The following is a 20,216-nucleotide window of genomic DNA, read 5'->3' as shown; positions in this document are numbered from 1 at the left end:
ATACTATTGTAACTTCGAATAATAGATTAGCAATTTTACCGGATTCGCCTCATTGTTGGTAACGATAGCGCGGTAAGGGTGCATTTCGGGACGTAAGCTACGATTTCCGTTCCCATCAGTTGTTGCGATAACAGCCCCGAGTAACAGGCCATTGTTAGGCTTGAGCCCCATCACAATCCCCTGTATGTAGCTTGTAACGTTAAGGTTATAATATTCCTTGCCCTTTTTGCGATTGAAGCCTAGGAGAGCTGGGGTATATACAAAAGGATTTGCCCCATCTTGCTGTACTGTTCTGAACCTTCCGCCTTGATCACGAAGAATATTGTTCGCATCATTCGTTTCATACAGGGCCAGCTGAGGCGGAACTGACAAGTTGTTGCCTGTCGATGCCGCTTTTACAGGTATGATCAGTTCAGCGCGGTTGATAATAATATTGCCCTGCTCCTCTTTTAGCTGCAACAGATCCGGGAAGGTGATTTTTGTAAGTAGCTGAGTACCCCCCTGTACATAAGAGTCACCGCCGGTTTCAGTGGCAGCTTTAAAGTCGCCTTTGTTTTGCAGTTCCTCTATACCTGTGCCGGCACGGTTCGTTGTGATCTGACTGAAGTAACCGCCTGTTCCCAGTAAAAATGAATGGGTGCCCTGTGTGCCATCGCCCTTTTTATAATAAAGCACAAGGCTAGAGGAGGCTGAGTTAAGCGCAAAGCCTACCAAACTGCCGTTCTCATCTTCAGGAACCGCCAAAGCAATCCCTCTGAAGTAATTCAGGAAGTTGGCCTGATTGGCAAACGCAGGCTGGCCGGACTGGGCCGCAAAATCATTAGCCAACTCACTGTTTAGCTTTATTTTTGCCAGTCTGGTTGTCTTGGTTGAAGTGCCTTCTTTGGTTACCATTTCGACGCGCGGCTGGAAAGCCGCTGTACCGATTGGGGTCGGGTCGTAGGTGAAAGGGGTGTTCGTAAAATACGACGTTCTCTCGTCGAAGGCACTAGTAGCACGGTGGACGTTTAACTGCATGGCCTGAAGTGTGTCGGCATACTTAAAGCTATAGTCCAGCGTGAGTACAAGCGAGTCTGCTGTAATGTTCTCTCCGAGCGAAACATTTGTGCCATTCAGGCCCACCTCAGCGAAAGCTACAGAGCGTGTAATACCCAAAACAGGATCCGCATACTGCCCCACAAGGGCAGTAGAGGTGCGATAAGATAGAATAGAGTCGCCCTGCAATACGGTTCCGGTCTGGATCGTAAGGTCGTCGGTAAACTCTGTGCCTATCAGGTTTTCGTCCTGCAGGTCAATTCCGATGTCTTTTGGGTCTTCGCAGGCTGTAAGGGCGGCAAATGAAAAGAAGAAAAGAAATAATCTTCTAGCGGCTGAGTTCGCTGAGTTCATTATATAGGTTGTAGTATGAGTCACACAGGTTGTCGTCGGCACTGATGGTATTGATGCATTTGTTTGTCTCCACAAACTCGTTGAACAGCGCGTTGATATTCTCGCCGAAGTTCTCGTTTGTCTTGATCACAGAGTCAGCATACTCCATGCCTACCTTGATAAAGCTGTCCAAGTCTGCTTCCTGCAAAGAGGCTAGCATGCTGTCATCAATATCAAGCATTTTTACTTTTTCGAGCAGATCGCCGTTAAACTTGTGCTTGTACTCGTGGTTGTAAACCGTAAAGATAGACTTCGAATCCTTAAAGATCGGGTCTTTCTTGTAAGTTGTTTTCAGGTACATCGGTATCAGACCGGTCATCCAGTCGTTGCAATGCACGATATCCGGCTGCCAGCCAAGCTTCTTCACCGTCTCGAGCACACCCTTGCAGAAGAAGATGGCACGCTCGTCGTTGTCTTGGTGGAAATTGTTGTTCTTGTCAACAAAAACGGACTTGCGCTGGAAATAGTCTTCGTTATCGATAAAATATACCTGTAATTTGGCATTCGGAATAGAGGCCACCTTGATAACAAGCGGCTTCTCGTCGTCGCCCACGGCGATGTTAATGCCCGATAGGCGAACTACCTCATGCAAACGGTTTTTGCGCTCGTTTATTATGCCGAACTTCGGGACAAAGATACGGATCTCCATACCTCGCTCCTGCATGCCCTGTGGTAGTGTGTTCAGAAATTCTGCTACTTTAGTGGTTTGTAAGAAAGGAAGGATCTCGGTGGCGGCGTAAAGGATTCGCAATTTTGACATGAGTATGTAATTAAAAATTATTAAGCAACAGTAATGGGACGTGCAAAATTAGCATTTTTTATTCTAATTTTCAATTTAATGTTCTATAACCTACTTTTGTCGGCTTTCAGCAATTGCATCATTTATACCTATTAATATGGAAGTTATAGAGCAGGTGTCAACCCTCAGGGCCATTGTGACGGCGCTGCGCTGCGGCGGTAAGCGCATTGGTTTTGTGCCTACCATGGGCGCCCTGCACGAAGGGCACCTGCAGCTGTTGCGCGCCTCGGCCCGCGAGAATGACGTGACAATCTGTAGTGTGTTCGTGAATCCGACTCAATTCAATAACGCGTCTGATTATAACCTATATCCCCGCACACTCGAGCAGGACATCAGCCTGCTGCAAACCGTTAGTTGCGACTACCTTTTTGCTCCTAATGCGGAGGAGGTATACCCACAACAGTCTGTGTTACAGTTTAGTTTCGGTGCGCTTGAAGCCGTGATGGAAGGAGCTCATCGCCCGGGGCACTTCAATGGTGTTGCGACTATTGTGAGCAAGCTGTTCCATATCGTGCAGCCCCACAAGGCTTACTTCGGACAAAAGGACCTGCAGCAAGTGGCCATTGTGCGGCAATTAGTGCAGACGCTGAGCTTCGATTTGGAGCTGGTGTGCCACCCAACCGTACGCGAAGCCGACGGGCTGGCCATGTCGTCGCGCAACAAGCGCCTCAATGCCACTCAGCGACAGTTGGCTCCGCAGCTATACAAGGCATTGAAAATGGCCAAGCGCGACCTACAGCAAAAGTCCGTAACAGCCATTAAAAGCGAAGTGGCCCACTATTTAACACAAGTAGACGAACTGGAGTTGGAGTACTTCGAGATAGTGGACCCTCTTACCTTACAGCCACTGCACGATGTAAGCGGACAGGAAGAAGTGGCCCTTTGCATAGCTGCCTTTGTAGGCGAAGTGCGCCTGATCGACAACATGGTCGTGAATCTAAAAGAGGACTGATTTGTTTGGTGTTGTAAAGGCTTAGGAAGATGCAAAAGCATGGTAGTTTATCTGCAGCTTATTGCATAACTTTGCGGCTTATTACAAAAATAAACCATGTATATTGAGGTTTTAAAATCCAAGATTCACCGTTGCCGGGTTACACAGGCTGAGTTGCACTATGTGGGAAGCATCACTATTGATGAAGACCTGATGGATGCCGCCAACGTGGTGGAGAATGAGAAAGTACAGATCGTCAACATCAACAACGGGGAGCGCTTCGAGACTTATGTGATTAAGGGGGAGCGAGGTACCGGCACGGTATGTCTGAACGGACCGGCCGCCCGCAAAGTGCAGGTGGGCGATATCGTGATCGTGATCTCTTACTGCTCCATTAAGTTCGAAGACGCCAAGAACCACCAGCCGACGCTCGTATTCCCTGATCAGCACAACCGATTGGTGTAACGCCATTGCATGAGAAAACTGCTCTCTTTTCTGAAGTACAGCCTGCTTCTGGGGCTTTCCGCATTTCTGATGTGGTATGCCCTCAAAGAGCTTGACTTCGAAAAATTGTGGACAGAGCTCCAAAACATCGACTACAGCTGGCTCGCGCTTTCCCTGATGATGGGTTTGGCGGCCTATTTGAGTCGGGCGTACCGCTGGTACATGCAAATACGGCCTACGGGCTATACCCCTTCTTTCAAGAATACCTACAATGCCATGATGGTGGGCTATGTGGCCAACCTCGTGCTACCCCGTATGGGAGAGGTGGTGCGTTGCAGCATGCTCCGACGTAGCGATGGCATACCTGTCAATAAAGCCTTCGGCACGGTCATCGCCGAGCGCATCATTGATATGGTTATGCTGCTTCTCTTTTTGGGGCTTACCTTTCTGCTCGAGGTCAACCGCCTCCGCGATTTTCTTTTCGGTCTTTTCACAGACAAGTATGCCAGTCTGGAGCAAAGCTTCGGATCGCTATACCTGTTGGTGATCTTGGTAATGGCCGTTGGGGCTGTGTTTTTGGTACTGGGAATTATTTACCTGAACAGGCTACGGCAAAACGCTTTCTTCAGAAAGGCCGTCACCTTTGTGCGCGGTATGCTGCAGGGTGTTTTCAGCATCACCAAGATTCAAAACCAAGCCGCTTTCTGGGGTCATACCTTGTTTGTGTGGGCCATGTACTACGGCATGAGCCTCGTGGTGTTCTATGCTATACCTGCCACATCGGGGCTAACGCCGGTAGCCGGGCTCTCGGTGCTAGTAATAGGTACGCTAGGTATGGCAGCACCTGTGCAGGGCGGGGTAGGGGTGTACCATCTGCTGGTACAGACTGTGCTACTGCTGTACGGAATACCCAAAGAGGCAGGTATGGCCTACGCTTTGGTAGCGCATACTTCGCAAACGCTTTTGGTAGTTGCCATGGGAGTGCTTAGCTTTATAGCAGGAATGTTGCAAAAGCCTGCTTTGGCAGAAGAGCACATGCCGGCAAACCCACCTATACATGAATTCGAAAGATAAAATCCTATCCCTGCCCGACCTGCAAGCGCTTGTACAGGCATGGCACAATCAGGGGCAGAAGATCGTTTTTACGAACGGCTGCTTTGATATTCTGCACCTTGGTCACGTCGATTATCTAGAAAAAGCACGACAACTTGGCGATAAATTGGTGCTCGGTCTTAACACAGACGCGTCAATAAGCCGTATAAAAGGTCCAAGTCGCCCGTTGCAGGACGAAATGTCACGCGCGCGCGTCATGGCATCCCTTTTGTTTGTGGATGCTGTAGTATTGTTCGATGAGGATACGCCGCTCGAACTGATAAAGGCTGTGCAGCCGGATATACTGGTAAAGGGCGACGATTATGCCATCGAAAATATAGTGGGGCAGGATGTCGTTACAGCAAGAGGAGGCGAGGTGAAAACCGTGCCGCTCGTGAAGGGCTACTCCACCACGAATGTTGTTAAAAAAATAGAAAACCGACCAAATTCTTAAAAGCTAAAAGAAAAATGGGAATATATATTATCGTTATCCTCTTCATGGGTCTCAGCATGTGGGTAAGCTGGAGACTGAAGAGCAAGTTTAAAAAGTACTCTGAAATTCCGTTGCAATCGGGCCATACAGGCCGCGAGATTGCTGAAATGATGTTGGCCGATAATGGTATACACGATGTGAAAGTGATATCCGTGGCTGGCCGACTGACAGACCATTACAACCCAGCTGACAAGACCGTGAACTTGAGTGAGTATGTATACGAAGCACGCAGCGCCGCTGCAGCAGCCGTTGCAGCACACGAATGCGGTCACGCAGTGCAGCATGCCAAAGCGTATAGCTTCCTGAAGTTCCGCTCGGCCATGGTGCCAGCGCTGAGCATTGCTTCGCGCTACATGCAGTGGATCATTCTGATCGGTATCTTCATGCTGCAGACTACCCCAATTCCACTTACGATAGGAGTAGCGCTGTTTGGCCTTACGACCATTTTCAGCTTCGTAACATTGCCTGTGGAGTTTGACGCCAGTAAGCGAGCGCTTGCTTGGATCAGCTCTAACAACATTGTAACACAGCAGGAACTGGCCATGTCGAAAGACGCACTGAAGTGGGCAGCCATGACCTACGTGGTCGCAGCGCTTGGTTCACTGGCTACTTTGCTTTACTATGTGTCACTGCTAATGGGCCGTCGTGACTAATCTAGCTGACGTATTACACAGTTATTAAGTATAGCGCCATCCGTTCGTTAAGAGCGGATGGCGCTATTATTTTCAGGTAACAGGTATAGGACTAAAAATTTGCCTAACAAATATTAGTTAGGCGAGTTATCTGAATGCTATCGAATTTTATATTTTTGCACTATAATTTATTAATCACGTCCTTTTATTATATAGAAGCATGAATTATCAATTAACAGAGGAACATTTGGCAGTACAGGCTGCCGCCCGTGAATTTGCACAAACCGAACTATTGCCGGGCGTAATTGAGCGCGACGAGCATCAGAAGTTTCCGGCTGAGCAGATCAAGAAGATGGGAGAGCTGGGTTTTATGGGTATGATGGTGGATCCGAAGTACGGCGGTGGCGGTATGGATACCATCTCTTATGTACTGGCCATGGAGGAGATCTCTAAAGTAGACGCTTCCGCTTCTGTAGTTATGTCGGTGAACAACTCGCTGGTATGCTGGGGTCTTGAGAAATACGGTACCGAAGAGCAAAAGCAGAAGTACCTAACGCGTCTGGCCACAGGCGAGATCATCGGTGCATTCTGTCTTTCTGAGCCGGAGGCTGGTTCTGACGCTACCTCACAGCGCACCACTGCCGAAGACAAAGGCGATTACTATCTGCTGAACGGTACCAAGAACTGGATCACAAATGGTAGCACAGCTTCTGTATACCTTGTAATTGCACAGACCGATCCGGAGAAGAAGCACCGTGGCATTAATGCGTTTATCGTAGAGAAGGGCATGGAAGGCTTCCAAATTGGCCTGAAGGAGAACAAGCTGGGTATCCGCGGTTCTGATACGCACTCTTTGATGTTCACGGATGTGAAAGTGCCTAAGGAAAACCGCATCGGCGAAGATGGCTTCGGCTTTAAGTTCGCGATGTCTACATTGGCCGGCGGCCGTATCGGTATCGCTTCGCAGGCGCTGGGTATCGCTTCTGGTGCTTACGAATTGGCTGTGAAGTACTCAAAAGAGCGCAAGGCGTTCGGTGTGGAGATTGCTAAGCATCAGGCTATACAGTTCAAACTGGCTGATATGGCTACCAACATTGAGGCGGCTCGCATGCTTTGCCTGAAGGCCGCTTACCACAAAGATACGCACCAAGATTACGGCATGTCCGGTGCAATGGCGAAGCTTTTCGCATCCAAAGTAGCCATGGACACAACAGTAGAAGCGGTGCAAGTTCACGGCGGTTACGGTTTCGTGAAAGAGTACCATGTAGAGCGTTTAATGCGCGATGCCAAAATCACACAAATCTATGAAGGCACTTCTGAGATCCAGAAAATAGTAATTTCAAGAGAATTGTTAAAGTAATTTGGCACTTAAACCTTTGTTATTGTGTTATTTAGGCTAAGGATAGGGTTTATTGAATTAAAATTAAATATTTAAAATATTTTGAATTTTATAAAGATTAGCCTAGCTTTAGGACAAAATAAAAGGGTTTATAGTATAAAAGTTAGTTGGTAACACACATGGAAGATTACAATAAGATTATTGAGTCGCTTGGGGTGCGGTTCATTAAAGCGAAAAATCTGGTGTTGCAGCAGCCGTTCTCGGTACGCAACTACTACGATGTAGGCAACAACCTGATTCTGCTTCATAAAGGTACAATTTTCTTTGGTGAGGAGGAACAGATGGTAGAGGAGGGTGAACTGCTCTTTATACCTGGTGGACGAAGCACGAAGGTGACTTACGGATCCAGTGAAGGCAGAACTATCTCCAATGACGATCTGATCACCAACAGAGAGAAGTTCTTTAAGAACAACAATGACCTCGACCTTATCGGTGATGCCGAAGAGAGCCACAGCTATGTGAGCTTCGAAGCGAAAGTGTTTGACTCGGTTAACTTCTTTGCATCGCTTGACCTGCCAGCGTTCCTGATCTCAGGTAACAACAAACTGGCTAACCTTGTGATCAAGGTGGTAGAAGAGAGCATGCAGGACCTGCCGGGCAAGGAGCGTTTGATCAACATCTACACTGAGAACATTGTGGTAGAGATCGTTCGTCACATCCTGCGCAACAAGATGTTCGTGGAGCAGTTGGCTACAAACAGCACTTACTTCAAAGATCCACGCCTCATCGACCTGTTCAACTACATTAAGGAGAACTTGGGCGGCGACCTGTCTAACAAAGTGCTTTCTAATGTTGCCAACGTATCGGAGGACTATGTAGGCCAGTACTTTAAAATGCTGACAGGCATCAACCCTCAGGATTATATTGAATACCAGCGTATGGAGCGCGCTGTGTTCCTGCTTCGTACTACGAAGAAGAGCATTCGCGAAATCGGCAAAGATGTGGGTTACAAAGACACCGCTTACTTCTGCCGTCGTTTCAAGATGATGTTTGGTATCCCTGCCGGCAAGATGCGTCGTCGCGAATCAGCGATGAACATCTAAGGCAAGATTATAAGAATAAACAGTGTGAGAAACCTCGGCCAAAAAGCCGGGGTTTTTTTCTATGTAGTTACCCACCACAATTACGTCGGCACCAGCCTCAAGCGCTTGTTTAGCCTTGGCTGCTGTATTAATTCCTCCCCCCACGATAATTGGCACATCCACGGCTTGGCGCACTGCCGCTATCATGTCGCTGCTGATGGGCTGCATGGCACCGCTTCCGCCGTCAAGATAGATATAGCGCAGCCCGAGCATTTCGCCGGCCATGGCAGTGCAGGCGGCAATAGCCGGTTTATCGTAAGGTATAGGCGTGGTGCCACTCATGTACGAGGCCGTAGTCTGGCGGCCAGTGTCCACGAGCATGTAGCCGGTAGGGTATACCTGCAACTGGCTGGCTTTGAGTATCGGGGCCGAGAGTACATGCTGGCCAATGAGAAAGTCCGGGTTGCGGCCCGAGATAAGGGAGAGCAGCAGAATACCATCGGCCTGTTTGTCGATGTGCAGGCTGTTGCTCGGGAAAAGGATAACTGGTATGCTGCTGTTTTCTTTGATGAGCCGAATAATGTCGGCTTGGTTGTCGGTGGTGATTAGGCTGCCGCCGACAAAGAAGAAATCCACTTGATGGGTTTCGCTCAGAGAGAGCAGGTTCAGGCAGGAAGCCTCATCCAGATTGTCGGGATCGATCAGAACGGCGAAGTGCTTCCTGCCTGACTCATGTTGCTGTCTGTTACGAAGATTGTTGAATGGCATCCTCTTGTGGAATGGTATAAGCAATGGTTTCTACTTCAGTCACCTCAATGGGTGCTGCTGCAATATCGTTATTTTTAGAAACACTGCTTAAGTATTCTTCCACCTTTTTAGTGAGGTAGACAAGTAATAAGGCCATTAACTGCTGGCTGACCACTTGCGTCAGCTCAGAGTTCCTAAAGCTTTTGGCTACGCCGCTTTGTTGCTGCGATTCATGCTGTGCATGTGGCATGCGCTCTGAAGACAAGGTATAGTCATCCTCTTGCTCGTGTACAAAAGAGTCATATCCCGCCACGTCTGCATTTCTTGCAGTATAGCTGTCTTCCTGCTCATACGCATAGGCATTGAACCCGAGTGCGTCTGGTTGTTTTCCGTGGGAACTCCGTTGCTTTAAAGCCTCTTTCCTCTTCAGCTTTTTACTTTTTTTTTTGCCGCCGCCGAACAAGTTTCTCAGCAACAGTCCGGCTACCAGTACGCCACCTGCAATGGCTACTTTTTTACCGATTTGCTGTCCTTGGGTCTTGATCTGGTCTACGTCACCCATCAGCGCGTTTTTATATTCTTCTTTTTGGCGCTCTAGTAACTCCCGCTCGTTGTCAAACAAGGGATTCTTTGTCTCGCTCATACTTGGTTTTCTCGTTTGTCTGTTTTATATATCGTATTGTCAAATGCTTTGTCGGCTACACCTTCGAATACCTTTTTGTCAAGTCCTACTAACAGTACAACTAGCACTGCCACGTAGAACAGTGCGATTATGCCGAAACCCCAGAAAGAGCTGTCGAGCAGGTGATTGAGCAAAAGGCCGAGGAAAATGCTGACGAAAAGTAAGCTCATAAGGCCAAAAAAACCGAGAAGCACCACATGCAGTAAACTTACAAAGGAAGCTTTTAGCTTTTCTTGTATCTCGAGGCGTATAATGTCTATGCGGGTATCGATGTAACCCATCAGGTTCTCGATAAGATTGGTGCTTTTTTCTTTCGTGCCGTTGTCGTTCATATTGCCCAGCTTTTTAGTGCTTTATCTGTATACGGTAGTATATTAAAAAATTTACGCAGTTATATTCAGTTAGAGTTGTAGTACGGAATTTGCTGTATCTTGTCCGTGTTTACTTAACTTAAGTAGAGTTTTTTTGTTACAGGAGCCCCCTTGGAGCATAATTTATATAGCATTTTAGGCGTTAGCCCTACCGCATCGGCGCAGGAGATCAAACTGGCCTATAAGCGGCTGGCTTTGAAGTACCACCCTGACCGCAACCCGGGCGACGCACGCGCCGAGGAGCTTTTCAAGGTGGTCAATTCCGCCTATCAAACACTTTCCGATCCATCGAAGCGCGCCCGTTACGACTTGCGGCTGCAGTACCTGCGCGAGCAGCGGCAGGCCATACGCCAGCACCAGCCCCACCACCACGCACGGTATCGCCAAACGCGTCCGCCTGCACCTGTTTCGGAACGCTATTATCAGAATATTCCACGGCGCGAGGAACGCCGCTTCGTACGCAAAGACCTGTACATTACTCTGGGCTTTTTTGCTTTCATGTTCGTTTTCAGTGTACTGCTCAAGTCCACTATGGACTATATAACAGGCGAGGACAGGTATAAAACAGCGCTCAGCTACATAGAGCACGGCAAGTATAGCAGCGCGCATAGTCTGCTGACCGATGCCATCTATTTCCGACCAAAGCATGCTGATGCCTACCTGACACGGGCGAGCATCTCCATGAACGTGTATGAGAACTACCGTTCTGCCGTGGAGGACCTGAATCAAGTCATTGCTTTGGAAGACAGACCCTCGGCGAATGTATTTATGATGCGAGGAAAATGCTTGGCCAAACTTGAGAAGTACAAAGAGGCTGAAAGAGATTTTGGCATCGCCCTGACGCTGGATAGCACGCTGCACACAGCGCAATTGGATAGGGGGGAGGTGCGCTTGTTTTACCTTCAGAAATTTGAACCAGCCATAGCCGACTTTACCAGCTTTCTGCGCCATACCTCCAAAGGCGAGTCGTGGGCAAATGCGTTGACTTTCCGAGGCTTTGGGTACTACAAAACAGGTGACTATGCCGCCTCGGAGGCGGACTACCGGCAGGTGCTACAGGCTGATAACGCCAATGGCCGGGTATTTTACCTGCTTGGCCGCACCGAGTTGGAGCAGGCCCAGCCCGACTCCGCCTGCGCTCACTTTAACGAGGCCTACCGGTTGGGCTACTCCGCGGCTCTGCTGGAACTGCGGGCTATCTGTCGCTAGAAGTATCTCAGGAGTTTCTTCTTCATTCGATCGCTGTCCCATGCTTGGTTGCCAAGGTATATCTCCTTTATCTCGCCGCTTGAGTTGAGGATATAGGTGGTGGGGTATACTGTAATCCGCTGTTGGGAAAGCGGGGTATTCGCCTTGAGGTAGGTGAAGGTATAAGGCTGTCGGCTTTTGAACTTGAGCAGTTTGCCAATGTCCTCATCCGATATGGTGACCACAGCGATTTTATCAGGATAGAGCTGTTGTAGCCGATCCATGGATGGCATCTCCTCGAGACAGGGCTTACACCAAGTCGCCCAGATATTCAGCACCACCACTTTTCCTTTGTACTGGTCTATGGATGTTGGCTCGCCTTGCAGGCTGGTAAGTTGCAGCGCCTGCCAGCTTACGCGCTGCGGCACCGTCTGATGGAGCATATAAAAGGCGAACGCCGCAATAAGAGCAGCAACAGCGAAGCCCACGGCATAGGAAGCCCAGAATGTTTGGCGGCGGGTCATGGCTTATACTTGGATGTTCTGGATGAAATACATATAAATGAGCGCAAGTAAGAGCACGGTGCCAATGCCAGCAGCCATACCTGCGAAAATAGCGCTCCAGTAGGTTTTCTTCATGGCGGCAGTAAATGTTGTAACAGCTAAGATATGAAAACACAGGCAAAATTCCCGGGCTAAAACATTTTAGGCAACCAGTGGCTTATTATGAAGTATAGTAGGGGCAGTGGAAATGAGAAGGGTATAAAAACAGAAAACCCTTACCTGTGTAGGTAAGGGTTTAAGCTGGTGGTGATGATTGGAATCGAACCAACGACACAAGGATTTTCAGTCCTTTGCTCTACCAACTGAGCTACATCACCAGCTCTGTTGTTACCCCGTCTTCCGAAAGGGTATGCAAAAGTAGTAACCAAAATTGAAGACGCAAACTTTCTGGCAAAAATATTTTAAAAAAGAGGCCCTGTGCACGTTTATTCTCACTATTCTGCTATCTTTATCTACGAATTGGTATGTATAACGAATAATTTGCCGTGATTCAACTCGAGAACATTATCTTCCTAATTGTAGCGGGCCTAGGTATAGGCCTGTTTGTGTGGCAGATTCGCAAAATCCGCAAGAACATTCTGATGGGTCGCGACGTCGATCTGACTGACAATCCTTCGGAGCGAATCAACAAGACCTTGCTGGTGGCCTTTGGTCAGCAGAAGATGTTTAAACGCATGCTGCCTGCCGTACTGCACCTTTTTGTTTATGTGGGTTTCCTAGTGATCAACATCGAGGTGATCGAGATTTTGATCGACGGGGTTTTTGCCACTCACCGCGTGCTTGCTTTCCTCGGGCCGCTTTATAGTGCCCTGATGTTTGTCAATGAAGTGCTGGCCGCTCTTGTAATTGTTGCCTGTGTGATCTTCCTCTGGAGACGTAACGTGACCAAGGTGCCTCGTCTGGCCAGTGGCGTAGAAATGCGCGCTTGGCCGAAGCTGGATGCCAACTTTATTCTGGTGACTGAGATCGTGCTGATGTTCGCGCTTTTCACTTTCAATATTGCCGGTCTCAAGCTGGTGCAGCTAGAAGGTGGTGAAGTAGCGGGAAGCTACCCGATCAGCCAGATGTTTGTAAACATTTTCGGCGATAACCCAAACGCCCTGCATATTATTGAGCGTGTCGGCTGGTGGTTCCACATCATCGGCATCTTGGCTTTCATGAACTATCTGCCAAGCTCGAAGCACTTTCACATCATCATGGCCTTCCCGAACGTGTACTACTCCAAGCTTTGGCCGAAGGGCAAGTTCACGACCAACCCGGCTATTACGCACGAAATCAAAGCCATGCTGGATCCTAGTTACCAGCCGCCTGCTCCCGAGATGGACGCCGAAGGCAACCCGATCGTGCAGCGCTTCGGGGCCAAAGACGTGGAAGACCTGACTTGGAAACAGTTGATGGATTCTTATACCTGTACCGAGTGCGGTCGCTGTACCTCTGTGTGCCCGGCCAACCTGACTGGCAAACTCCTGTCGCCGCGCAAGATCGTGATGGATACCCGCGACCGTATGGAGGAGAAAGGCGAACATCCAGCCATCTTCGCCCCGAACCACTACAAAGAACTAGGAGAGGAGCGTGTGCAGACCACCGACGAGAAAACATTGCTGCGTGGCTACATTACACCGGAGGAGCTCTGGGCCTGCACCACCTGCAACGCCTGCGTGGAGTCCTGCCCGGTGAACATCGACCAACTGTCCACGATCATGGACCTGCGCCGCTACTTGGTGCTTGAGGAATCGGCTGCGCCAGCTTCTGTAAACGCCATGTTCACAAACATCGAGAACAACGGAGCGCCATGGGCCTTCTCGCCTTCAGACCGCTTTAACTGGGCCGAAGACTTATACGTGCCTTCTAAAAATTAATTACTGATTGCTTATTGTTAATTGCTTATAAGTTGACTGTTAAGAGTGATTGTATCAACCCTGAGGGAGTGTAGAAACAACAATCATCAACTAACAATCAACAATTCATACCCTACCAGATGGAAGAAAATAAAAGACTAGTGAAAGTGCCAACTATGGCGGAGATGGCTGCAAACGGCGAAGAGCCGGAAGTGCTGTTCTGGGTTGGCTGTGCCGGTTCGTTCGACGACCGCTACAAGCGCGTAACACGTTCCTTTGTGCAGATTTTGGAACACGTGGGCGTGAAATATGCCGTGCTGGGCACGGAAGAGAGTTGCACCGGCGAACCAGCCAAACGTGCCGGCAACGAGTTCCTGTTCCAGATGCAGGCGATCACCAACATCGAAGTGCTCAACGCCTATAATATAAAGAAGATCGTGACGGCCTGTCCGCACTGCTTCAACACAATCAAAAATGAGTACCCGGATCTGGGCGGTAACTATGAGGTGATTCACCACTCCACCTTTCTGCAACAACTCATAAACGAGGGCAAAGTGAAGGTACAGGGCGGAGAGGCTTTCAAAGGGCAGCGCATCACCTTCCACGACTCCTGCTACCTTGGTCGCGCCAACGACATTTACGAAGCCCCGCGCGACGTACTGGCCGCGCTCGATGCCGATTTAGTGGAAATGAAGCGCAGCCGTGCCAATGGCCTTTGCTGTGGTGCCGGTGGCGCCCAGATGTTCAAGGAGGCGGAGCCGGGCAATAAAGAAATCAACATAGAGCGAACGGAAGAGGCGCTGGCTACTCTTGGCACTGGCAACGGTGTGATCGCGACAGCCTGCCCATTCTGCATGGTGATGATGAGCGATGGCGTGAAGAACAAGGAACAGGAAGGAAACGTAAAAGTTTTTGACATCGCCGAGCTGATCGCGCAAGCGGAGGGGCTGAGTAAGTAATACCTGATTGTTGATTGTTTATTGCTGATTGATGTTTTGTATCCGGGTTGTAGTTATACCTATTTGCCTAGGCAACATGCGAAGAAAGGTATAGCCTTTAGCGCGGGCTTAACATCAGTGAGTTTCTCTTTAAAAACAATCAACAACCAACAATCAATAATTAAAAAATGTACATCCCTTTTGATCAACTGCCGCCGCATGCCCGGCTCTGGATATACCAAGCAGACAGGGCCTTAACGGAGGCGGAGCAGTCCGAAATAAAACCATTGCTGGAGCGTTTTGCTACTGACTGGAGTAGCCACGGAGCGGGCTTGCAGGCTTCGGCTAGTTTGCTGCACGACCGCTTTCTGGTGCTGGCCAACAATGAGACCGTAACCGCCGCCAGTGGTTGCTCTATCGATAAGTCGGTGAGTTTTGTGCGGGAGTTGGAGCAGCGCTTGGGCGTGTCTTTTTTTGACCGCACCCAATTGGCCTTTTTGCAGAGCGGCGAAGTGAAAGTAGTGGCTATGAGTGAGCTGAAAAATAAAGTAGCTTCTGGTGATATTGAGGCGAATACCTTATATTTTGATACATTAGTAAACAATTATGGAGAGCTGCAGGAAGCATGGCCAAGGCCGGTGCAGAACACTTGGCTCTCCAAGTATTTTTAGATTCGGCAACACAAACCCTATGTCCATGCAGCAGACGCTTTCACGACAGTCAGTGGCCTACTATATTAAGCTTGCGGGAGCCTTGGTGCTTCTTGCGGTGATGCTAAGCTCTTGCGGCTCCGGCCGATACCTGAGCAAAGCCGACAAGCGCTTTCAGGAAGAGCAGTATGAGCGGGCTATTGAGTTTTACAAGCAGGCGCTGAAAGGAGCCAACAACACGGGGGAGATCAACTACCGCATAGCGGAGTCCTACCGCCTGTCTAACCGCCTAGGGGAGGCAGAGCCTTTCTATAAAGCCGCTCTGGATAACAACTACCGCAAGGAAGAAGGTTTCTTTTACTATGGCATGGCCCTAAAAGCCAACGGCAAGTATGAGGCAGCCTTGGGCCAGATGCAGGACTATGCCCGCATCGGTAGTAAGCAGGAGCTCAAAACACTGGCATTGCGCGAAGTGGAGAATCTGAGCCAATTAAGCAGTATCCTGAAGAAAAACACCGGTTTTGAAATACAGAACTTGGAAGCGCTGAACACCGAGGGCTCTGATTTTGCACCATATGTGCGCAATAACGAACTGATTTTCTCGTCTTCCCGCGGACCGGGAAAAACCTACTTGGGTAATGGTGAGGGCTTTCTAAATATCTACGCTACTACACTTGGCGACTCTGCTACCATGGGAGGCGCGGTGCGCAAACTTGAAGGCGTGAATACTGATGACCTGCATGAGGCCATGACCACCTTTGCCGACGATGGCAATACTATGGTATTTGCCAGAGGAAACGAAGGGACCAAGAAAGGCCGCCGCAACGTGGACCTGTACATCTCCTTCTACCGCTCCAACGCTTGGACCGAACCAAAGATTCTCAACATCAACGACCCGCGTGCTTGGGATTCTTCTCCGGCTTTCTCGCCTGATGGCAGAACGCTCTACTTCTCATCTGACCGTCGAGGCGGCTTGGGAGGCAACGACATCTACAAGACTACAATCGATGAAAACGGTCGCTTCTCAGCGACTGTAAACTTAGGGCCGGATGTTAACACGCCGGGCAATGAGAGTTATGTACATGTTGCGCCGGATGGCACGCTATACATTGCCTCCGACGGTCTGCCGGGACTGGGTGGGCTCGATATATTCAAAATAGAAGATGGGAAGCCTGTGAATATGGGCATACCGGTTAACTCCAGTGGTGATGACTTCGGTATTTTCTTTCAGGATGCCTTTACCGGATACTTGTCATCTAACCGTGAAGGTGGCCTAGGGGGGGACGACATTTATGCCATCTCCAGATCGGCGCGTAAGCTGGTGAATTTCTTTGTGGATGGCACTGTATACCAGCGCCGCGATAAAGACAAGCAACAAACCGTTGTGCCGAACATCCCGGTAGTGTTGCAGGATGCACGCGGACAGAAACTGGCCGAGACAAAAGCCGATGCCGAGGGTAAGTTCACCTTTGAACTTGACAGCGCATCAACATACTCTCTGCTTGCTGAGAAATCGGGATTCTTCGCCGCGCGCCAGCGTGTGACCACCGTAGGCAAAATGCCGTCGCAAAACCAGCTGCCAAACGAAGTGAACGAGGTACGCCTGACTGCTGACCTGTTGCTAACCGAGATTGTGAAAGAAAAGGCTATTGTGCTGGAGAATATCTTCTACGACTTCGATAAAGCCGACATCCGACCTGACGCGGCTGAGGAACTTGACAAACTAGTGCAGATACTGGTAGACAATCCGCGCATCTCCATCGAACTGAGCTCGCACACTGACTCCCGTGGCGTTGACGTATATAACCAAGACCTGTCGCAGCGTCGCGCACAGTCTGCTGTGGACTACATCATCTCCAAAGGTATAGACCGTTCGCGCATTACGGCACGTGGCTATGGCGAGAGCCGCCCGGTGGTGCGCAACGCCAAGACAGAGGAAGAGCACCAGCGCAACCGCCGCACAGAGTTTAAGGTGGTGCGTATTCAGGAGTAACAGCTATAAGGTATAACGCTATACCTTATTAAAATAAAAACCCGGCGGCTGTAGCATTATACTATGGCCGCCGGGTTTTTATATAAGGAGTGCGCTTTGCTATGCAGGTGCGCGCTTGAACCGGTCAAGATGCCTTATAATTTGCTGTTAGTGCTTTTTTAAAGCGCTTCTTTTGCCGTATATACCAAGGCCTTTCTTAAATTTGTAGAGCAAGTAAGACCAGCACTATGGAAAATAGATACCTCCGGCGTGGCGTATCCGCCTCAAAGGAAGACGTACACAACGCCATCAAGAACATCGACAAAGGGCTTTTCCCGAAAGCATTCTGCAAGATCATCCCCGACATCCTCACCGGTGACCCCGAGTACTGCGCCATCATGCACGCTGACGGCGCGGGCACGAAGTCGGCCTTGGCCTACATGTACTGGAAAGAAACCGGCGACCTAAGCGTATGGAAAGGTATAGCACAGGATGCTGTGGTGATGAACACCGACGACCTGCTGTGTGTGGGTGCGACGGATAACATTTTGCTTTCTTCTACCATCGGCCGCAACAAGCACCTGATACCCGGCGAAGTGATTGCCGCCATCATCAACGGCACCGAAGAGGTGTTGCAAATGCTACGTGATAACGGCATCGGCATCTACAGCACCGGAGGCGAAACAGCCGACGTAGGCGACTTGGTGCGCACCATTATTGTAGACAGCACCGTGACGGCTCGTATGCGCCGCGACGAAGTGATTTCAAATGACAACATACAACCTGGCGATGTGATTGTGGGCTTTGCCTCTTACGGGCAGGCCACTTACGAAGACGAGTACAACGGCGGTATGGGCAGCAACGGCCTGACCTCTGCCCGCCATGATGTGTTCCATTCATATCTCTCAGCTTCTTACCCAGAAAGCTACGACCCGGAACTGCCAAAAGACCTCGTGTATACTGGCAACTACCGGCTAACAGATGTGGAAGAAGAAACAGGTATGGAAGTGGGAAAACTGGTGCTTTCACCAACGCGGACCTATGCGCCGATCGTGAAGGCTATACTGGAGCAACACCGTCCGCATATACACGGCATGGTGCACTGCAGTGGCGGCGCTCAGACCAAAGTGCTGCACTTCACCGAAAAAGTACACATCATCAAAGACAACCTCTTTCCGGTACCACCGCTGTTCCGTATCATACAGGAGCAGAGCCACACCGACTGGAAAGAGATGTACAAGGTCTTCAACATGGGCCACCGCCTCGAGATTTACTTACCGGAGCAGCACGCCCAAAGCCTGATTGACATTTCAAAGTCTTTTGGGGTGGATGCCCAGATTGTAGGCCGTGTAGAGGCCAGCGAGCGCAATGAACTCACGATTAAGAGCGACAAGGGAGAGTTCTATTACGAAGGATAGACGTTCGCATAAGTTATAAAGAGAAACCACAGGTATAGCGCCTGTGGTTTTTTGTTTTATACCTACAACCAACGAAGTCCCCGCAGACAAACTCCTTCTCACTTTAGTTCCATAAACTGGCACAATAATTGGCTTGGCGAAAGTATACGCTAAAACCTATAAGCCATGAAAAAGCTTCTACTTCCGCTTCTGTTTGTGCTGCTGGCGCTGCCGGCTTTCGCTCAACCCACCGTTGTGACCTTTACCACCCACCGGGGCGAACCCTTCCAGATGGCGCTGGACGGACGTGTGATCAACCGCACGGCCTCCAACTTTGTGCGCATCACGCACCTGCGGCCCGGTAACCATTACGTGGAGTTCAGAATCAGAGGCCGTCATGGCATATATAGAACAGGTATAAACGTACTGGCCCGCGCTGGCTTTGAAACAAACTACGCCGTGCGGGTATCTGGCCGAAGAGTGAGCCTGCGGGTGATCAGCGAAGTGCCGCTGGGTCCGCCGCCCGTTGTCGTAGTGCCGCCACCACCTCCGCGCTACCCCGACAGGTATGAGCCCGTACCCCCACGCTATGAGCCGGTGCCACCCCGTTACGAAGAGCCTGCCGATGCCTGCCGAAATCTTTTGGACAAGTATGACATTGACCGCCTCATCGACGCCATGAAGGGCCGCGACTTCGAAAGCACCCGCCTTACCATTGCCCGGGAAGCGGTGCGCAACGGCAGTATCCTGTCAGAAGACCTGCGCCGGGTGCTTCTGCAGTTTGAGTTTGAGAGTACACGTCTCGAGTTTGCCAAATTCGCCTATGACAGCGTCTGTGACAAAGAGCGCTTCTACTACATCTACGACATCTTTGAGTTCGACCACCACGTGCGGGAACTGGAGAGCTATACCAGTAGGAGAAGGTAGCTATAATTAGTTTGTCATCCTGAAAGTTGAAAATCCCGAACTTGCTTCGGGGGATCTTGTGTACAAGTTGTATAGGTTATAGCAGTTGGTAACCAATATTCTTACAGAATGGTATAAAAATGATTTGGTGCACCTGATAAACAAAAACGGCTTCTGTTCATCACAGAAGCCGTTTTTGTTTAATGCAAGGCCTTATACCTTATCTCAATCTGTCTACCGACCTTACCAAGTCCTCGTCTTTCTTGATAAAACGGTTTGCCAGTGCATTAAGCAGTAGCGCCAGCACAGGCATGTAAAAGCCGGCCTCGTAGTTACCTTCGTTACCAGATACCATCACGTTGCCCACGTAGTTAGCATAGTAAAATGACGTGCCAAAGAGCGCCACCAGTACCAGCGTGTTGATCAGGCCGAACTTCATTTGGGTGATGCGGCTCTTGTACTGGAAGATCTCATACAGGGCTACACCTGCGGCTACAATAGCGAGTATACCAATGGCCATAGTGCTCGTTCCTGTTTGTGCGCCAGCCTGCGCTACTTCACCTTGAGCATTCAGCGCCTGAAAAGACAGGTCCCAAGCGGTAAGCACGACTTCTTCACCAGACACGGCATCTATCTTAGACCAGAGTGGCAAAAACAGCAAAGACACCATCGCAATCACGATGAGTGCCAGAAATACGGTTTGAATTCTTTGTATCATAAAGGG

The 20,216-nt window shown here is 49.6% G+C and carries 21 protein-coding genes and 1 tRNA gene; 14 read left to right on the top strand and 8 right to left on the bottom strand.

The features are described from left to right. Positions 1–3: 3 nt before the first annotated feature. Positions 4–1,389, bottom strand: a complete 1,386-nt coding sequence (locus tag Q1A04_RS12310; protein WP_299706118.1) for a DUF4270 domain-containing protein — start codon at positions 1,387–1,389, stop codon at positions 4–6. Next, positions 1,364–2,188: a glycogen/starch synthase gene (locus Q1A04_RS12305; RefSeq protein ID WP_299706115.1), complete on the bottom strand. Its 825-nt coding sequence runs from the start codon at positions 2,186–2,188 to the stop codon at positions 1,364–1,366. Before Q1A04_RS12305 ends, Q1A04_RS12310 begins: the two co-directional genes overlap by 26 nt. Positions 2,189–2,324: 136 nt before the next feature. Between Q1A04_RS12305 and panC the strand changes: the two genes are divergently transcribed. From panC to Q1A04_RS12270, 7 genes are all read left to right on the top strand, one after another. Then, complete coding sequence (panC, locus tag Q1A04_RS12300) at positions 2,325–3,179, top strand: pantoate--beta-alanine ligase (RefSeq protein ID WP_299706112.1); 855 nt, start codon at positions 2,325–2,327, stop codon at positions 3,177–3,179. A gap of 96 nt (positions 3,180–3,275) precedes the next feature. Continuing rightward, positions 3,276–3,623, top strand: coding sequence for an aspartate 1-decarboxylase (panD, locus tag Q1A04_RS12295; RefSeq protein WP_007655433.1), 348 nt, complete (start codon positions 3,276–3,278; stop codon positions 3,621–3,623). Positions 3,624–3,632: 9 nt separating this feature from the next. Continuing rightward, positions 3,633–4,676 carry a lysylphosphatidylglycerol synthase transmembrane domain-containing protein gene (locus Q1A04_RS12290; protein WP_299706107.1) on the top strand — a complete coding sequence of 348 codons (1,044 nt, stop codon included), beginning with the start codon at positions 3,633–3,635 and terminating at the stop codon, positions 4,674–4,676. Then, positions 4,660–5,148 (top strand): D-glycero-beta-D-manno-heptose 1-phosphate adenylyltransferase, encoded by a 489-nt coding sequence (gene rfaE2 / locus Q1A04_RS12285; RefSeq protein ID WP_299706104.1) that lies wholly within the window; start codon positions 4,660–4,662, stop codon positions 5,146–5,148. Before Q1A04_RS12290 ends, rfaE2 begins: the two co-directional genes overlap by 17 nt. Before the next feature lie 14 nt (positions 5,149–5,162). Then, entirely contained in the window at positions 5,163–5,840 is a 678-nt protein-coding gene (locus Q1A04_RS12280; RefSeq protein ID WP_299706101.1) for a zinc metallopeptidase, read from the top strand. Between the two features lie 199 nt (positions 5,841–6,039). Then, positions 6,040–7,179 carry an acyl-CoA dehydrogenase gene (locus Q1A04_RS12275; RefSeq protein ID WP_299706098.1) on the top strand — a complete coding sequence of 380 codons (1,140 nt, stop codon included), beginning with the start codon at positions 6,040–6,042 and terminating at the stop codon, positions 7,177–7,179. A gap of 158 nt (positions 7,180–7,337) precedes the next feature. Next, on the top strand, positions 7,338–8,261 hold the full coding sequence (locus Q1A04_RS12270; protein ID WP_299706095.1) for a helix-turn-helix domain-containing protein: 924 nt from the start codon (positions 7,338–7,340) through the stop codon (positions 8,259–8,261). On the opposite strand, the gene Q1A04_RS12265 is transcribed toward Q1A04_RS12270, so the two are convergent. Genes Q1A04_RS12265 through Q1A04_RS12255 form a run of 3 tightly spaced genes read right to left on the bottom strand, consistent with a single transcriptional unit; the run spans position 8,244 to position 10,001 of the window. Next, positions 8,244–9,008: a geranylgeranylglyceryl/heptaprenylglyceryl phosphate synthase gene (locus tag Q1A04_RS12265; protein ID WP_299706092.1), complete on the bottom strand. Its 765-nt coding sequence runs from the start codon at positions 9,006–9,008 to the stop codon at positions 8,244–8,246. The two genes, Q1A04_RS12270 and Q1A04_RS12265, sit on opposite strands and share 18 nt — an antisense overlap. Beyond that, on the bottom strand, positions 8,986–9,630 hold the full coding sequence (locus Q1A04_RS12260; protein ID WP_299706089.1) for a hypothetical protein: 645 nt from the start codon (positions 9,628–9,630) through the stop codon (positions 8,986–8,988). The genes Q1A04_RS12265 and Q1A04_RS12260 overlap by 23 nt, the downstream gene beginning before the upstream one ends. Continuing rightward, positions 9,627–10,001 carry a phage holin family protein gene (locus tag Q1A04_RS12255; protein WP_299706086.1) on the bottom strand — a complete coding sequence of 125 codons (375 nt, stop codon included), beginning with the start codon at positions 9,999–10,001 and terminating at the stop codon, positions 9,627–9,629. The genes Q1A04_RS12260 and Q1A04_RS12255 overlap by 4 nt, the downstream gene beginning before the upstream one ends. A 150-nt stretch (positions 10,002–10,151) precedes the next feature. On the opposite strand from Q1A04_RS12255, the gene Q1A04_RS12250 reads away from it, so the two are divergent. Then, positions 10,152–11,249 carry a DnaJ domain-containing protein gene (locus Q1A04_RS12250; RefSeq protein WP_299706083.1) on the top strand — a complete coding sequence of 366 codons (1,098 nt, stop codon included), beginning with the start codon at positions 10,152–10,154 and terminating at the stop codon, positions 11,247–11,249. Here the strand turns inward: Q1A04_RS12250 and Q1A04_RS12245 are convergent. Further along, positions 11,246–11,752, bottom strand: a complete 507-nt coding sequence (locus Q1A04_RS12245; RefSeq protein WP_299706081.1) for a TlpA disulfide reductase family protein — start codon at positions 11,750–11,752, stop codon at positions 11,246–11,248. The genes Q1A04_RS12250 and Q1A04_RS12245 overlap by 4 nt on opposite strands. A gap of 280 nt (positions 11,753–12,032) precedes the next feature. Then, positions 12,033–12,108: transfer RNA gene (locus tag Q1A04_RS12240), tRNA-Phe, on the bottom strand. A gap of 168 nt (positions 12,109–12,276) precedes the next feature. Between Q1A04_RS12240 and Q1A04_RS12235 the strand changes: the two genes are divergently transcribed. From Q1A04_RS12235 to Q1A04_RS12210, 6 genes are all read left to right on the top strand, one after another. Further along, a complete protein-coding gene (locus Q1A04_RS12235) occupies positions 12,277–13,650 on the top strand; it encodes a (Fe-S)-binding protein (protein ID WP_299706078.1) in 1,374 nt (457 codons plus the stop codon). Positions 13,651–13,805: 155 nt separating this feature from the next. Further along, positions 13,806–14,588: a (Fe-S)-binding protein gene (locus tag Q1A04_RS12230; protein ID WP_299707007.1), complete on the top strand. Its 783-nt coding sequence runs from the start codon at positions 13,806–13,808 to the stop codon at positions 14,586–14,588. Between the two features lie 167 nt (positions 14,589–14,755). Then, positions 14,756–15,238 (top strand): hypothetical protein, encoded by a 483-nt coding sequence (locus tag Q1A04_RS12225; RefSeq protein ID WP_299706075.1) that lies wholly within the window; start codon positions 14,756–14,758, stop codon positions 15,236–15,238. 25 nt (positions 15,239–15,263) lie between these two features. Then, positions 15,264–17,210, top strand: coding sequence for an OmpA family protein (locus Q1A04_RS12220; protein WP_299706072.1), 1,947 nt, complete (start codon positions 15,264–15,266; stop codon positions 17,208–17,210). A 227-nt stretch (positions 17,211–17,437) separates the two neighbouring features. Then, positions 17,438–18,607: an AIR synthase related protein gene (locus Q1A04_RS12215; RefSeq protein WP_299706069.1), complete on the top strand. Its 1,170-nt coding sequence runs from the start codon at positions 17,438–17,440 to the stop codon at positions 18,605–18,607. 165 nt (positions 18,608–18,772) lie between these two features. Then, the gene (locus Q1A04_RS12210) at positions 18,773–19,513 is read left to right on the top strand and encodes a DUF4476 domain-containing protein (protein WP_299706066.1); all 741 of its coding nucleotides are present in this window, start codon (positions 18,773–18,775) and stop codon (positions 19,511–19,513) included. A 199-nt stretch (positions 19,514–19,712) separates the two neighbouring features. On the opposite strand, the gene Q1A04_RS12205 is transcribed toward Q1A04_RS12210, so the two are convergent. After that, entirely contained in the window at positions 19,713–20,210 is a 498-nt protein-coding gene (locus Q1A04_RS12205) for a DUF4293 domain-containing protein (protein ID WP_299706063.1), read from the bottom strand. Positions 20,211–20,216: the final 6 nt, after the last annotated feature.

It is taken from the genome of uncultured Pontibacter sp. (assembly GCF_947499215.1).
In the GTDB taxonomy this organism is placed as follows: Bacteria; Bacteroidota; Bacteroidia; order Cytophagales; family Hymenobacteraceae; genus Pontibacter.
This window is presented reverse-complemented; position numbering and strand designations above follow the sequence as displayed.

Coding starts and splice junctions, on each gene's coding strand:
- Q1A04_RS12310 (WP_299706118.1), bottom strand. CDS start 1,389: ATGAACTCAGCGAACTCAGCCGCTAGAAGATTATTTCTTTTCTTCTTT.
- Q1A04_RS12305 (WP_299706115.1), bottom strand. CDS start 2,188: ATGTCAAAATTGCGAATCCTTTACGCCGCCACCGAGATCCTTCCTTTC.
- panC (WP_299706112.1), top strand. CDS start 2,325: ATGGAAGTTATAGAGCAGGTGTCAACCCTCAGGGCCATTGTGACGGCG.
- panD (WP_007655433.1), top strand. CDS start 3,276: ATGTATATTGAGGTTTTAAAATCCAAGATTCACCGTTGCCGGGTTACA.
- Q1A04_RS12290 (WP_299706107.1), top strand. CDS start 3,633: ATGAGAAAACTGCTCTCTTTTCTGAAGTACAGCCTGCTTCTGGGGCTT.
- rfaE2 (WP_299706104.1), top strand. CDS start 4,660: ATGAATTCGAAAGATAAAATCCTATCCCTGCCCGACCTGCAAGCGCTT.
- Q1A04_RS12280 (WP_299706101.1), top strand. CDS start 5,163: ATGGGAATATATATTATCGTTATCCTCTTCATGGGTCTCAGCATGTGG.
- Q1A04_RS12275 (WP_299706098.1), top strand. CDS start 6,040: ATGAATTATCAATTAACAGAGGAACATTTGGCAGTACAGGCTGCCGCC.
- Q1A04_RS12270 (WP_299706095.1), top strand. CDS start 7,338: ATGGAAGATTACAATAAGATTATTGAGTCGCTTGGGGTGCGGTTCATT.
- Q1A04_RS12265 (WP_299706092.1), bottom strand. CDS start 9,008: ATGCCATTCAACAATCTTCGTAACAGACAGCAACATGAGTCAGGCAGG.
- Q1A04_RS12260 (WP_299706089.1), bottom strand. CDS start 9,630: ATGAGCGAGACAAAGAATCCCTTGTTTGACAACGAGCGGGAGTTACTA.
- Q1A04_RS12255 (WP_299706086.1), bottom strand. CDS start 10,001: ATGAACGACAACGGCACGAAAGAAAAAAGCACCAATCTTATCGAGAAC.
- Q1A04_RS12245 (WP_299706081.1), bottom strand. CDS start 11,752: ATGACCCGCCGCCAAACATTCTGGGCTTCCTATGCCGTGGGCTTCGCT.
- Q1A04_RS12230 (WP_299707007.1), top strand. CDS start 13,806: ATGGCGGAGATGGCTGCAAACGGCGAAGAGCCGGAAGTGCTGTTCTGG.
- Q1A04_RS12225 (WP_299706075.1), top strand. CDS start 14,756: ATGTACATCCCTTTTGATCAACTGCCGCCGCATGCCCGGCTCTGGATA.
- Q1A04_RS12220 (WP_299706072.1), top strand. CDS start 15,264: ATGCAGCAGACGCTTTCACGACAGTCAGTGGCCTACTATATTAAGCTT.
- Q1A04_RS12215 (WP_299706069.1), top strand. CDS start 17,438: ATGGAAAATAGATACCTCCGGCGTGGCGTATCCGCCTCAAAGGAAGAC.
- Q1A04_RS12210 (WP_299706066.1), top strand. CDS start 18,773: ATGAAAAAGCTTCTACTTCCGCTTCTGTTTGTGCTGCTGGCGCTGCCG.
- Q1A04_RS12205 (WP_299706063.1), bottom strand. CDS start 20,210: ATGATACAAAGAATTCAAACCGTATTTCTGGCACTCATCGTGATTGCG.